The following is a 14,443-nucleotide window of genomic DNA, read 5'->3' as shown; positions in this document are numbered from 1 at the left end:
AATGACACAAGAGATCACACCCGAAATACAAGACCAATTAAATTTATCGGCCTTGATATTAAAGAAAAATTATAAAAATGCAGATTTAACAAGTTGGTCTGGTTTCGATTTAGAAAACGACATGCACGTAAAGCAAGCCAAACGCCTTTTAAGTTTATTTGGTATAAAATCTGGTTTGCACTTACGCAATAGTTTACAACGTTATGAAAACGGACAAATAGTATCTCATAATTTTGAAAAACTAGCTTCAGAATTCCGTATGATGACCTCCTCCGATTTTGATGCCAAATACAATGCCGAAGAAAGCCCAAGAACCAAAGGCATTTATAAAATGGTATGGAAATACCGTTTTAGTCTAAAAAAAGAAAAACTGATGGGTTACGAAATGGCTTTTTACATTTTTCAAATGCGCCTAGGTCACGTATTAGGTTATATGGGTACAGAGGAATTGATTTTACGTCTAGAAGAAGCTAATGACACTATAAAATCGACCTTTTCTAGTTGGAGCGAATTTCACCGTAACGTATGTTTAGGTGATGAATACGTTTTAGGAGCAACAGAACAAGATGTGAGTAAATTTCCAGGAACAGCAACGCTTTGGGAATGCTACCAACGTTTACATATTGAACATGCCGATTGGTTTAAAACATGGAAAAAATGAGTTTAACAAGAAAAGAAGTTATAAAACAAATTGAGCATGCAGAAGCACTTTATAAAGCTAACCTCTATGCGCCTTTACAATCTGTAATACATACTATTCAAGAGAATTTTGACGTATTAGGAGACGACATTTTAGCAGATAATGCCAGATATTATCGTATGTACATGCTTTATCTTGGTGCTTTTGAAGAAATGAATATGGACGTTATGGAGTCTTATTTACAAGCTTTAATCAGTATTAATGAAGTATTACCTTCCGATTACGAATACGTTTGTAGTTACTATAAACAATGTAAAGAATGGGTGTATGAAAAAGCGTTAATGGAACACCCATACAACGAAACGCTACACCTACACTATGCTTTAAAACTTCAAGAAGAGAAACGATTTAAAGAGGCTATTATTACGCTAAAATATATTTTAGAATGTTATCCAGCGTTAACAGAAGCACGTTTATTACTCTGGGATATCCAATCGGCTCAATTAGAACAATTATGTGATGCTGATGAAGAAGCAGATTGTTTTGAAGTATTAGATTTAGCATCGGCGACCCATAATAAAACGGTTTTAAAAGGTTTACAATTAGATGACCGTTTAGATCAAGCTGGTAAAAACCTAGCCATGATACAAGTCGAGATTTGGTCAAAATGGTCGGCAGAAATAAAAAAGCTATGGGATAAAGAATGGAAACATTTCGATTTAACAGACCATACACGTTTATTATTAGCTGATTTTGCTAAGAATTTTATGAGATATGATTTTGTATCTCAAATAGTAGCAACACCGCCTGAACCGGAATTTCCAGAGGAAAACTACAGCAATTTTGAGGAGTATCAAACCTATATGAAAGCTTTGGCGAACTCAGGTTGGCAATCGGCACAACATCAATATGTGTTGATAGGAAATGCAGGATATTATCATACAAAACACAAACCTACTATTGAGGCTTGTGTAGAACGTGGTTTGGCTTTAAACCCTAAAAACCCGTTACTTCATGTTCTAAAAGCAAAATCTTATTTCCTAAACAAAGACTACAACCAAACAGGAGCTGCCTACCACGAGGCTTTTAGAAACGGACTAAGAATGAGTGAATATTTACAATATTTACTAGAGGTTAATGGCCGAATAGAAAGTTGGCAAGGTATTTTAGATATCGTTGTACAGTTTCATCGCAGAGAAACACCAACGCTTAAAACCTTATTTTTTCAAGCACGAGCATTATTTAGATTACATAGATTTGACGATGCGCTTGAAGTGATTAATGAAGCGCTAGCAGATTTTCCGCTACCACAACATTCATTTGCGCCTTGGTTGTACAATTTACGGATGAATATTCATAGAATAAACCATAATTACACGGCCTTTTTTGAAGATATGCAAGAAGAAATCAACTTTTATGAAGATGATAGTTCTGATTATTTTAGTACCATGAATTTGTGCATTGAAGTACTTGTAGAAATGGGAGATTACGAAGAATGCCATAAATACGCCATCTATAATTTTGAGCAAGAGCAATTACCAGAGGAATTAAAACCCGTTTTTCAATGGATTTGTTATTATACGTTTTTAGAACACCCAGAAGAATTAGGTAAAGCTACAGCCGCTGATTTAATAGATAACCCAACAACATTCAGTGAGTACAGAAATAACGGATTCATTCAATGGATGTTGTATGATTATACTGCAGGTTCAGAATCTTTAAAAAGGGCAGCAGAGCTTTCAACTAACAAAGCGTGTTATTTAAAATTAGCCTTAAATTGTTTAACAGCTGGTTTTGATAATAAGTCAACTATTGCACTTTGCGAAACCATAAAAAAAGAGGTGCCAGAAGCGAGAGATTGGCAATTAGATTTTGATTATGCCAATACGCTACAACAAGATAAAAGATATAAAGACGCTAAAATTGCGTATGAAAATCTATTGCAAAGTTATCCAGAAAAAACATTTATTAATTTCCCAAAAGACGAATATCATGTCATGTTAAGAGCTATAAAAAATATGGCTAAAGCTTTGGGTAATGTGGAAGATTACATCAAATATAATGCGATGTATTTAAGTAAAGATTATCCATCTGAAATGGCCCTACTAGAGCATTTAGAAATCGCAAAAACACACTATGAAGACGATGTATTTCTTCAACATAACTTACTAGAAAGCGTTTCTAAACGAAACATAGAATTTGAAAACGGAGAACTAGAAATGTTAAATGAAATGAAAACTAGAATAAGAGCGGACTATTTCGCCTAAAGGGATTAATTTTGCTTTCGAAATGAAAACCTACCCAAAACATAACCTACTACTTTTAGCCATTTTTTGTGCTGTCATTAATTTAACTGCAGCACAAACCTCACAGAACACCCCATTACTAGATTCACTTTCTGTTGAATATGCTAAAAATGTATATAAAAATCCTCAGGTAGCTAAGAAAGCAGCTTTACAATGGCTAAAAGAAAGCAAAAAGTTAAAAATGGAACTTCAGGAAGCCAGAGCTTTGTACGCTTTAGCTAATCTAGGTAATATTACAGGGGAATATAAAAACACCCTTAAATACATAAATGAAGCCATCAACCTACTTAAAGCAATTAAAGTTGAAAAAGGCTTAGCTGCTTGCTATAATATTTTAGCAACAGGCTACAAAAATTTGGGGCAATATCCAGAAGCCATGGATAGCTTTATGCAGTGCTTACATTATGCAAAGAAAACAGAAAGTAAAGTACAAGAAGCAAATGCCTATCAAAATATAGCGACCTTATATTTACTTCAAAAAGACTACAAAAAATCCGCAGAAAATTTAGATCGTGCGGCTAATCTTTACAGAGAAATTGGTGATGACGACGGTGTATTAACAACCTTATTTAATTTTGCTAATATCTTAAAAGAAGAAGGGAAATATGACCAAGCCCGAAAACATTATAAAACCGTTTTAGACTATAGAAAACAAGAAGGTAACAAAGCCGTCATAGCTTATGTTAATATTAACCTTGCTCAAATGTTAGTGCTCGAAGAACGTTGCGAGGAAGCTGTAGTTGCTTTACGAAAAACATTAGCACTTTTAGAAGCCCTTAAGTTCCACTCTGACATGGCTATTGTTTTGAATGATTTAGGTTTATGCGAAAGTAAATTAGGACATAGAAAAGAAGCTATTTCTGCTTTTCAACGCGCCTTAACACTTGGCGAAAACCAATCTTTAACAATTTACAATTCGGATATTTATAAAAATTTAGCACAGCTCTATGAAGCAGAAGGCGATTATGAAAACGCCTTAAAATTCTACCAAAAAGGGGTCGTTACAGGTGAAGAACAAAACTCTTTAGACAAAGAAAAATATGTCGCTAATATTCAAGAACGTTACGAAACCGAATTAAAGGAAACCAGAATAAAGCTTTTAGAAAAAGAACAAAAGTTAAGTGATGCCGAATTACAAAAGGTAGAACTCACCGTAAAGCGACAAAAGTTAATTAGAAACGCACTTATTGCTGGGTTTGCACTGGTTTTAATCACGCTAATAATATTGAGACTTTCTTATATTAAACGTTTAAGGGTTCAAAAAGAATTGCGACTACAACAAGAAGAAAATGCCAAGCATAAGATTAGTGAAATGATGAAAGATCACAAACTATCTGTAATTGAGCGCTACCAAGAAGGTCAAGATGAAGAACGCTCACGATTAGCACGCGAAATACATGATGGTATAGGAAGTGATTTAGCAGGAATAAAAATAGCTTTTGAACATTTTATTGAAAATAATGAAGATCAATCGCAATCAAACAGAATTGCAAAAGCCATCAGTAATGCCTGTGTAGATATCCGTAGCCTTTCGCACCAGTTACATCCGCTTTCATTTTCTAAAATAGGATTCACCAGTTTCTTAAATGACTTTATTGATCAAATAACAACAAAATCAACCATTGAAATTCAAACCTTCTTTTTTCCTGAAGAAGACATCGATCAATTACCCGAATCACTTCTAGCAGATGCTTATAGGATAGTACAAGAATTAATAAACAATATTTTAAAACATGCGGAGGCTACAAAAGCCGATGTGCAGCTCACCAAACACGAGGACCATTTAAATATTGTTATAAATGATAATGGCAAAGGCTTTAAAAAGAACAAAAAACAAGGTATAGGACTTCGTAATATAAAAGAACGCTTACATAAAGTCAATGGTGATATAGACATTGATAGCAGTACTGCTAACGGAACATCAATTACCATAAATATACCTATAAATTAAATATTTTGAAAAAGATTAACATCATTATAGCAGACGACCATTTAATGTTTTTAGAAGGCATTAATACCATATTAGTCGATATGGAAGAAATTGGAGAAGTACACTTAGCAACAGAAGGCAAACAGGTGGTTCGCTTATTAAATCAGTTTGATATTGGTTTAATAATAAGTGACATCAGTATGCCCAAAATGGATGGTATTGAATTACTTACAGAGATAAAAAAGAAGCATAGTAAGGTGAAAATAATTATGCTTAGTATGCTCGATAACCATAGAACTGTACATAAAGTTATTCAGAAAGGAGCCGATGGATTTGTACCTAAATTTACGAGCAAAGAAGAGTTACAAAAAGCGGTGCGTACTGTTTTAAATAATGAACAGTATTTTTCTGAACTCATAAAACAACGCTATATGGAAAGTGTGTTTGAACGTAAAAAATATAAAAACATAGAGCTTTCTCCAAGAGAGAAGCAAGTATTAGAGCTTTTAGCAGAAGAGTTAACCTCTAAAGAAATTTCTGAAAAGCTATTTATCTCTGTAAATACCGTTGAAACCCACCGTAAAAATATTCTTTTAAAAACAGGATCTAAAACCACAACAGGCGCAGTAAAATACGCTATAGAATCTGGTTTGTTTGATTAATAAAAAGGCTTTCCTTCTAACAGGAAAGCCTTTTCTTTATCATTTATATTTCTATCTTACACTTAGACCTTCCTCTTCTATGGTTTTTAAAATTAGTTGTGATTCTTCGGTAGAAGATAGTTTATCATTTTCTTCGGTTAACATTTCACCTCGGTAAATAAATAAAGATTGTAAATCGAAATACACCACATAAAGGCCTTTTTGCGGATTAATCCATTTTCCATCATTACTGTTTTTCACCCTTGTATCATCAAGATACTGTAACCAAGCGCCTTTATACAAAGTAGATTTATCCATTATTATTTTCCTATTCTTGCTGATTTTAAAATGAGGATAGTCGGTATCTATTTTAGCTTGTATATTTGCTTCAATCTTTGTTTTTAAAGCCTCAAAACCAACCATAGCTTCAGATAGCAAATATGGTTCTGAGTTATACTTTTGTGTTTCTATAGCTAAAGGAATTTTTAGAAAACCCTCAGGATATTCAGGAGTTTTAATATGCAAACTCATATTATATGCGCCTTCTAAAGCTTTAAATGATTGGTTTAATCGACCTATAAATCGGGTAATTGTCTTGGTTAATTTCTCTGGACTTAAATCAGTATCAAAATTTAATATAATGGTATCATGAGAAAAAATTATTTCTGGAATTTCATTTTTAAAATCAGTAATAACAGCTTGTCTAATTTTATAATTCTGTAAGGCTTCTTGATAAAGATTATCAAAAGTTATAGCATCAGCTGTTGCATACATGGGCAACATATCATCTTCTAATAGCGTTTTTACATTAATGTGTGTGTAAAATTCAATTTCAGGGATGTTCTTATCGTAAATAAGCACACTAAATATATTAGGGTTCATTGTTGCTGTATTAAAAAATCGATTTAAATCCCTAAATGTTAGTTTACCATCATATTCGCGTTGTAAATAAGCGCGCAAATTCTTTGCAGCATTCTTCTTAGAAATTCCGATATAATTAGCACAGCCACTAACAATTAGTGCTACAATAACGAGACAAACGATAGATACTATTGTAATTTTCATAAGCTTCTTATTTATAATAATAAATGTAGAATAATACTCATCGTAGGTGCTCACGGAATTCCGTGAATTTATACATTCCCGTAAAGACGGTGTTTTTTAAGTGGTACCATCAAATACCTTTGAACTATTAATAAATACTAAAATCATAAATCATGGGACTACAAGAAAAGAGAGCCGCAAAATCAATAGAAGACCAATATTTAGGCGATTACCAAAAAGAAATTAATGAGCTTGTTGGCAAAGAAATACCGATAAACATCAACTGGGATACCTTTGAAATGGACTTTATTAAGTTTGTACCAAGCGTATGCTTACAACGTCTTACAGATGGACTAAAATTAGTTTGTAAAGACGATATGGGCAAAGAAGCTGTGGCAGAAAGTGTAAACGCTATTGAAATCTATTGCATACCAAATGAAGGTGCTGAAGACAAGAAAGAATTAAAATTAGAAGATGGCGTATTTTCATTAACAGCCTGTTGGGGAGGTCACCATAGCGGTTATTTTATAGACTTAACAATTCGCGAGTATTTAGAAAACAATTTATAATATTACAAATACCTATAACTAAGAGGAGCATCTAAAACAAGGTGCTCCTCTTTTGTTATACTGTAGTTTATAATCTAATTCTATAACATTAAAAAGCCTTTAAGAACACAGTCTTAAAGGCTTTTTAATGGAAGACTATTTTGATTACTGTAGCTTTACATTATTAAATGACACTCCTTTTAGAATCATACTAAAATAGGCATCGCTATGCGCATTATATTCAGAAAATGATTGACTAAAACTAACTACTGTAGCATTATTAAACTCTAATACTATAGACGCATCTTCCTGATTTCTATGATACACTTTAGCACTACCCGACCATTCTCCTTCTTGATTAGAAATCCATTCTATAAATAGAGGATCATTAACCATTTTTGTAGTTCCAGAAAAATTTACATCCATTGGCTTTTTTTCATCTGAATAATAATCATTATTGAAACTATAATCGCACTGACTTAAAATGATTTTTTTTTCTGTGTTGCTATCTTTTCTAATTATTAATTCTATTTGGCTTACTATATTAGGATCTTGCATAATTTTTAAATTTTAGTTTATAAGTTTTTTTCTATGTGTTCTTGTAATTTAACTGCTTTAGGTAAGCTTTTCAACCCTTTTGAGGTATCTAAAATAATAGAAATGATTCCATTTTCTAAGGTCGCTTTATTTTCTGTACCTAACGTAAATTCTATTTCTGATATAGATGCTGTAAACGCTTCTTTAGCTAGTTTATCTGTTGCTATTTTAGAAAGCGTTTCTTCTAATAAACCTAATACTTTTAAAGCGTAAAATTTATCTAAATCTTCAGGAGTACCGTCGTAGTTATATTTAATGGTGATATCTTTCCCAATAGCTTCATTAATTTCTAATTCTAAAGCTTTGATGTCTTTTTTAAGTTGAAGTAAAGTCGGTATTTCACTTTCGTCTGGTGTAAACGGAATTTTTCCGTCCGATAATAAATACCCGTACTTATTTACATTACGTATAGAAATTGATGAAATAGAACTCGAAGCTATATATTGAAACTGTGCCTTACGATCGTACATATCACACAATAAAATTATATTTTTTTCTGAATCATAATTCACAAAAAAACCAGAAGCACTATCGTTAAAGATACTAATGGTAACTTGCGGCATTTCTGGACGTTCTTCTTGTCTTTCTATATCTGCAATCTCTTGTAATATTTTTAATATCTCGACAGTATCTAATACTGGAAACTGTAGAATTGTTTTAAAATCCATAAATTTATTTTTTAAGTTCATACAAAGTTGAGCTAATAACATTAAATATTTCTAACCGTTTTCAGTGATATTATAATCTCATTTAAACCACTAAAAAAGCAAGAAAATCTAAACGCTTTTGTTTATCCTTACTCATCTTTTAAAAACATCAAAAAAAAGACCGCAAGACTACATATTTTACAATTAATTAACAAAAAAATTAAACAATACAACGTGCTTAATGGTTTAACTTTTTTTAAATTAGTAGTAGATTAACTCGTCTAATAAATATACCATATGTTGTTAATAAATAGTAGTCATGAATTAGCTCAACAAATCCCTCTTTGGCCTTCAATTCCATTTTTTTTAATTTTATTAGCTATCGCCATCGGACCTCTCATTGCTGAGGAATGGTGGGAGAACAATCGTAATAAATTATTAGTGTCTATAGTTCTAAGTGTACCTACTATAGGCTATTTAGTATATATGGACCTTACTGAACACCTAAAGCACCAAGTGGTTAGTGACTACGTCCCTTTCATTGTTTTATTAACCTCTTTGTTTGTGATTACTGGCGGTATACACCTCAGCGGAGATATAAAAGCGAAACCAAAAATTAACACCCTATTTTTAGGTATTGGTTACCTTCTAGCCTCTTTTATGGGAACAACTGGTGCAGCAATGTTATTAATTAGACCTGTGATTTCTATTAACAAACAACGCCAATTTAGCGTACACACCATTTTATTTTTTATCGCAGCTGTTGCCAATTGTGGTGGTCTTTTAACACCACTAGGAGACCCTCCTCTACTGATGTTGTATTTAAGAGGTGCCAGTTTTACATGGTTTTTTAGTTTAATTCCCGAATGGGCTTTTGTAGGTACATTACTTCTTACAGCTTATTATTTTATTGATAGATATTATTATAAAAAAGAGTTACCCAAAAACCTAATTGCCGATGCGCGCGAAATAAAACCGATACGCATCACAGGCGCTATAAATTTCATCTTTTTATTAGGGGTAGTGTTCTCTGTTGCACTTATCAACCACGATACAATTCCTGAAATGGCAAGTGAAAATGCCCCTTTTTGGCTAGTACACTTACGAGAAATTGTTCTTATTCTATTAACCACAGCCGCCTATTTTACAACCTCGCAAAAAATACGTGAAAGCAATAAATTTTCTTGGGGCCCAATTGCAGAGGTTGCAGTTGTATTCATTGGTATATTTATTACCATGACACCCACATTAATTTATCTTAGACAACATGCACCAAGTATGGGACTCACAGACCCATGGCATTACTATTATGCGACTGGTTTTCTCAGTGCCTTTTTAGATAATACACCAACTGCAGTTGCTTTTCATAGTGTAGCAGCAAATATTCCGTATGCAGATGGAATTCCATTAGTTGCTAATGTTGCAGAAAATATATTAAGTGCAATTGCCACAAGTGCTGTTTTCTTTGGTGCACTAACTTATATCGGTAACGGTCCTAATTTCATGGTTAAGTCCATAGCTGAAGATCATAAAATCAAAATGCCTAGCTTTTTTGGCTATATGATTAAATTTTCACTAGTCATCTTATTACCAATTTATATACTGACGCAGCTTATTTTTATGTAAACTGAAGTAATTAAGCAGCCACCTTCATCAATAAGTAACTTATAAGTTTAATTAACTTTCTTTTGATAATGCAACGTCAATTTATACTCTTGAACTCTAAATAAAAAGGAACCCTACATTCTTAATGTTATTTAACATTAAAAAAACGGGTTCCTAATCATTTTTAGTTCCTACTTTAATAAGAACTAGGGCTATATAAACTCTAGGGGAAATTTATAGGATTAATTAGATTTAAGTAAACGTTTAGTAACTGTTCCTTTAGAAGTTTTTAATTTCACTAAATAGACTCCTGTTACTAAATCACTTACATCTATATTACTGTTAGGATTATTAACTTTTTTTACTTCTTGGCCCGCCATGTTGTAAATTGCTACAGCCGTTACAGTAGAATTACTACGAATTGAAAAATTAGTTGTAGTTGGATTAGGGTACAAACTAATAGGGTTATTGCTCAATATTTCTGGACTAGTTACAGACAACGTCATTAAATCAATATCATATGTCACTAAACCTAAATCCTGAACACCCAAATAAACACTTACCCCCTCATCACTGAAAGTAAATGCTGATGTTTCTGTAAAAGGATAATTCAACATTTCAGGAGATATTTCACTCCAGGTCTCACCTAAATCAGTACTAATAATAATTTTTGCTTTGGCTACTGGTAATGGAAAGTTATATCCACCAGAATAGTGTGTTACCCCAACAATTGTATTTTCATTAATTGTAGAAAAGGCTACATTTTCAGTAAATTCTGAAGAAATAGAACTCCAAGAATCACCTTTGTTTTCAGATAAATATATACCGTCGGTGGTCGATAAAATAAATTGATTTGAATCTAAAGGGTTTTGTTCTATATCTAATATCAAATGATCTCCAACTTCTAAATCTTCTAAGCCTGTATTACTCAAAGTCCAAGTTGCACCATCATCAGTTGATTTATAAAAGTTAGTTCCTTGAGATATAAAAACCGTTGATGCATTATCACTATCTACTTGCACTGCTGAAATTACTTCGCCTAATTCTGGTACATCAACACTAATATCTATAATATTAGCCATATCTGTTACGTCTACTTTATGCACCTCTAAACCTGTAGACATCCAACTAATATTTGGATTCGCAACAGAAGTAGAAACATCTTCTAAAATTAAGAAAAACATAGAACTTGCAACAACTTGTGACGTTGCACCATGGTCTGAACTCACATTAATATAAGATGTATTCAGGGCTCTATTACTCGTAAAAATACGACCACTAACTATAGGGTCAGCAAAGACTTTTACTGCAGATCCAAAACCTTGAGTTAAAGATTGTAAATAAACCTCTTCTTCTATATCCGTCTGTAAATCTCTATGTATAAAACCAGAGCGTAAGCCGTAGTAAATATGGTTTTCGTCTTCTGAAGTATATGCCGCAACTGTTCCTGTTGAATTTACAAATGGGTTTTCAATCTTTGTAAGTGTTAGTCCTCCATCTGTAGATAAAAACGGATAAAAATTAGTGGTAATAATAATTTCATCAGCTGTAAATGGATTATAAGACGCATTCAAACCATAGTAATAAGCCTCAGGATCTATCTCGGTGTAAACGTGGTTTTCCCATGTTGCTCCATTATCTGAAGAAAGAACAATTTCATTTTCTTCTAACACTATTATTTCATCAGAATCATTAGGATTAAATTTAATTGTATTAATATGATCTGTAGACATTGAAGTCCAAGTAATTGGTACTACAGCCCAAGTATCACCACCGTCTAAAGAACGGTATAAATTTTCTACATGAGTGTCATAACCATAACTAGTTCCTAATAATATATCATCTGAATTATCAGGATTAAAAGCTATAGGACTATAGGTATTTCCTGGTATTTTATTTTCCCATGTTTGCCCTGCATCTAAAGAAATAAATAATCCTCCCAACTCTCTCGTTGTAGAACCACCGCGCATTAAGAATAGTTTATCGTTATCATCAGGAGAAATACGGACATTATTTATAGCAACATTATCATTATCGTCACTGAAATAAATAGAAGTCCAATCCGTCCCACCATTAGAGGTATAAAAAACCTCATGGGTGTAAGCTCCAAGCAAAGAAAATGTTGTATGCATTAGTGCCACATCATTATTAGAGCTTGAAACATCGTAAGACTCTATTAAAATATCCAACTCATCAGAATTAGGTGGAAAAAACGTCTGCGTAACAGTCTCAGTATCTATATCAAATAAAACAATTTTATTATAATCGGTTCCTTCTGCCCTAACATTAAAGCTTAAAGTTGTCCCGTCATTAATTATTCTTAGAGTTGTTAGTCTAGCATAAGTATCCATAGCATCTGAATATAGTATGTCCCAACTGACACCTGCATCTGTAGATATTACAACATGGTTTGTGAGTGTTAATGCATAAATAACATCTTCTTGAGTTTCACTATAAGTGACGTCAAATAGTTGTCCATAAGCTGGTGCTGCTTCTAATTCAATTTGAGCAATTGCTTTATTTGAAGTAAAAATGCAAAAGATAGAGAATAGTAAAGTAATTAGTTTTTTCATTATATCTTATTTTTTAGTTAGGGTGATAAATATAGATACAAGTGGTCATTAGACGCCAATTTTAAGCGTGACATTCCGTGACATTACAATTCTTTTAGCGTGACACAGCTATTAAATCATGGCTAAATAAGAATGAAGTGAAGTACCCTCAGGGATATTTAACTTACTAGAAATACGCTCCTTACGCTTCCTGCAGGACTGTGGTGTAATGTTTAATAGTGAGGCAATTTCTTTATTTGATAAATTCATGTACAAATAAGTGATAAAACGAATATCACTAGGAGTAAGTTTTTCATGTTGCGCTCTAAGTCGGTCTAAAAACCCTTGATTAACCTCTTCAAAATGGGTAAAAAAACTATCCCATTGGTTATCTGATTTAAGATGTACTTTTAATGCTCTTAATTGTTTTCTTAATTCAGGGTTTTCAGCAATTTCGGTTTGCTGAGATAGGGACTTTATCACCTCTTCTATTAAATCATTCTTGCTAGACAAATACAACGCTTTTGCTGTGAGCTTTCTATTCCTTACCTCCAATTCATTTTTAAGACGCTCTTGTTCTAATAGTGCTAAAGTTTCTTGCTCCTCTAATTGTTTTTCAATAAGCAAGTAATCACTTTTCTCCTTAGCTAATTCTAATTCTACAATTGTTTTTCGCTGTTTATGCTTTATAGAATTACTTCTAAAAATCCACAATACAAACCCCATACTTAAGACTGTAATACTAATAATGCTATAAAAAAATCGACGTTCTTCCTTTAAAACGGCTTTACTCTCAGAAAGCTCATGCTTATAATTTTGAATTTGAAACTTTACTTTTTCTGTTTCAAACAATTTTCTATTTCTAATAGTGGTCAGTGAATCTGAAGCAATAATAACGGAATCTTTATAGATTAATGCCTTGTCTAAAAGCCCCATTTTACCATATAAGTTAGACAAGTAATCATACACTTCTGTACGGTTCTCAATTCCTAGTTGCGTATTTCGAGCTTCAATACCATAATTAAGTGCCTTATCTAAATAGTTTTGATCTTCATTAATTTGTGCCAAAACTAATAGAATAAATACGCGGTCTTCAATTTGTGAAATATCTTGAAGCTTCTCTAATAAATTAAGGGCTATGGCTTCTGATTTGTCGTATTGTTTTTTGAGTAAAAACATTTCAGACTGAGCCATCTTTCCTTGCATTAAAACCTTAGGATGCTCTTTTAATAAGGGTAAAGCTTCTTCAATATAATGTTGTGCTGAATCTGGCGCCATCATTTTATTAGATACTAAAGCAAGGTTAACAGCATAGTAACCCATCTTAACCTCTTCATCTATAGTTTTGGCTTTTTGATAAGCTTTTAAAAAGTGTGTTTTGGCTTGTTCAAGTTCTTTTTCTTGAAAATAAAGTATCCCAATATTATTAAGTACTGTCATCTCTTGACGAGAACCTAAATGTTCTATTGCAATCTCATAAGCTTGTAAATAATACAAAACCGCTTCTCCATAGTCTGAAAGCAAATAATAATTAGACCCAATATTTAGTGTGGATCTAAAAACTTGTTCATACCATTCCTTTTTTTTAGCTATTGCTTCGGTATTTAATAACATTTCAATAGACTGAGAATGCGCTTTTTGAAACATCAACTCAATACCCTTATCAATCTGATTATCTAGAGCTTTCTGATCATCTAAAGCTTTAAGTGTATTAGTTTGTGAGAAACCATTTATCGTCAACAACAATACAATAAATGTTATATATACAGGTCGTTTTTTCTGCATTAAATCTTAGCCTTTTTTTGCTAAATGTAACTAAAATTTGAAGAATACTTCCGTGAGCAAAAACAAACAAGCTATGCCGGTCTTAAATGTCAAGCTATTCAATTCCTATTTTTCACATCTTAGATTGATTAGAGTAAAAAATTAATCA

The 14,443-nt window shown here is 32.5% G+C and carries 11 protein-coding genes; 6 read left to right on the top strand and 5 right to left on the bottom strand.

What is annotated here, in order from left to right; genetic code table 11:
- Position 1 precedes the first annotated feature (1 nt).
- Genes HM982_RS05265 through HM982_RS05250 form a run of 4 tightly spaced genes read left to right on the top strand, consistent with a single transcriptional unit; the run spans position 2 to position 5,538 of the window.
- A complete protein-coding gene (locus HM982_RS05265; RefSeq protein ID WP_179352058.1) occupies positions 2-661 on the top strand; it encodes a DUF1266 domain-containing protein in 660 nt (219 codons plus the stop codon).
- A complete protein-coding gene (locus tag HM982_RS05260) occupies positions 658-2,907 on the top strand; it encodes a hypothetical protein (protein ID WP_179352057.1) in 2,250 nt (749 codons plus the stop codon). The genes HM982_RS05265 and HM982_RS05260 overlap by 4 nt, the downstream gene beginning before the upstream one ends.
- A 22-nt stretch (positions 2,908-2,929) precedes the next feature.
- The gene (locus tag HM982_RS05255) at positions 2,930-4,897 is read left to right on the top strand and encodes a tetratricopeptide repeat-containing sensor histidine kinase (RefSeq protein ID WP_179352056.1); all 1,968 of its coding nucleotides are present in this window, start codon (positions 2,930-2,932) and stop codon (positions 4,895-4,897) included.
- A 5-nt stretch (positions 4,898-4,902) separates the two neighbouring features.
- Entirely contained in the window at positions 4,903-5,538 is a 636-nt protein-coding gene (locus tag HM982_RS05250) for a response regulator transcription factor (RefSeq protein ID WP_179352055.1), read from the top strand.
- Between the two features lie 51 nt (positions 5,539-5,589).
- Here the strand turns inward: HM982_RS05250 and HM982_RS05245 are convergent, their stop codons facing one another.
- Positions 5,590-6,582, bottom strand: a complete 993-nt coding sequence (locus tag HM982_RS05245; protein WP_179352054.1) for a hypothetical protein — start codon at positions 6,580-6,582, stop codon at positions 5,590-5,592.
- 152 nt (positions 6,583-6,734) lie between these two features.
- On the opposite strand from HM982_RS05245, the gene HM982_RS05240 reads away from it, so the two are divergent.
- Entirely contained in the window at positions 6,735-7,130 is a 396-nt protein-coding gene (locus HM982_RS05240; protein WP_179352053.1) for a hypothetical protein, read from the top strand.
- Positions 7,131-7,274: 144 nt separating this feature from the next.
- Here the strand turns inward: HM982_RS05240 and tssD are convergent, their stop codons facing one another.
- Positions 7,275-7,667, bottom strand: a complete 393-nt coding sequence (gene tssD / locus HM982_RS05235) for a type VI secretion system tube protein TssD (RefSeq protein WP_179352052.1) — start codon at positions 7,665-7,667, stop codon at positions 7,275-7,277.
- Between the two features lie 17 nt (positions 7,668-7,684).
- Positions 7,685-8,374 (bottom strand): hypothetical protein, encoded by a 690-nt coding sequence (locus HM982_RS05230; protein ID WP_179352051.1) that lies wholly within the window; start codon positions 8,372-8,374, stop codon positions 7,685-7,687.
- 276 nt (positions 8,375-8,650) lie between these two features.
- On the opposite strand from HM982_RS05230, the gene HM982_RS05225 reads away from it, so the two are divergent.
- On the top strand, positions 8,651-9,979 hold the full coding sequence (locus HM982_RS05225) for a sodium:proton antiporter (RefSeq protein ID WP_179352050.1): 1,329 nt from the start codon (positions 8,651-8,653) through the stop codon (positions 9,977-9,979).
- Positions 9,980-10,200: 221 nt separating this feature from the next.
- Here HM982_RS05225 and HM982_RS05220 read toward each other — a convergent pair whose 3' ends face one another.
- Entirely contained in the window at positions 10,201-12,531 is a 2,331-nt protein-coding gene (locus tag HM982_RS05220; protein ID WP_179352049.1) for a VPS10 domain-containing protein, read from the bottom strand.
- Between the two features lie 111 nt (positions 12,532-12,642).
- Positions 12,643-14,295 carry a tetratricopeptide repeat protein gene (locus HM982_RS05215; RefSeq protein ID WP_179352048.1) on the bottom strand — a complete coding sequence of 551 codons (1,653 nt, stop codon included), beginning with the start codon at positions 14,293-14,295 and terminating at the stop codon, positions 12,643-12,645.
- Positions 14,296-14,443 lie beyond the last annotated feature (148 nt).

This window comes from Winogradskyella vidalii (genome assembly GCF_013403955.1).
Classification (GTDB): Bacteria; Bacteroidota; Bacteroidia; order Flavobacteriales; family Flavobacteriaceae; genus Winogradskyella; species Winogradskyella vidalii.
Note: the sequence above shows the minus strand (reverse complement) of the source record. Positions and strands in the feature narration are given on the sequence as shown.

Excerpts from the sequence above, each read along its gene's own strand:
- HM982_RS05240 (WP_179352053.1), top strand. The coding sequence starts at position 6,735 with ATGGGACTACAAGAAAAGAGAGCCGCAAAATCAATAGAAGACCAATAT.
- HM982_RS05230 (WP_179352051.1), bottom strand. The coding sequence starts at position 8,374 with ATGGATTTTAAAACAATTCTACAGTTTCCAGTATTAGATACTGTCGAG.
- HM982_RS05265 (WP_179352058.1), top strand. The coding sequence starts at position 2 with ATGACACAAGAGATCACACCCGAAATACAAGACCAATTAAATTTATCG.
- tssD (WP_179352052.1), bottom strand. The coding sequence starts at position 7,667 with ATGCAAGATCCTAATATAGTAAGCCAAATAGAATTAATAATTAGAAAA.
- HM982_RS05255 (WP_179352056.1), top strand. The coding sequence starts at position 2,930 with ATGAAAACCTACCCAAAACATAACCTACTACTTTTAGCCATTTTTTGT.
- HM982_RS05245 (WP_179352054.1), bottom strand. The coding sequence starts at position 6,582 with ATGAAAATTACAATAGTATCTATCGTTTGTCTCGTTATTGTAGCACTA.
- HM982_RS05215 (WP_179352048.1), bottom strand. The coding sequence starts at position 14,295 with ATGCAGAAAAAACGACCTGTATATATAACATTTATTGTATTGTTGTTG.
- HM982_RS05225 (WP_179352050.1), top strand. The coding sequence starts at position 8,651 with ATGTTGTTAATAAATAGTAGTCATGAATTAGCTCAACAAATCCCTCTT.
- HM982_RS05260 (WP_179352057.1), top strand. The coding sequence starts at position 658 with ATGAGTTTAACAAGAAAAGAAGTTATAAAACAAATTGAGCATGCAGAA.
- HM982_RS05220 (WP_179352049.1), bottom strand. The coding sequence starts at position 12,531 with ATGAAAAAACTAATTACTTTACTATTCTCTATCTTTTGCATTTTTACT.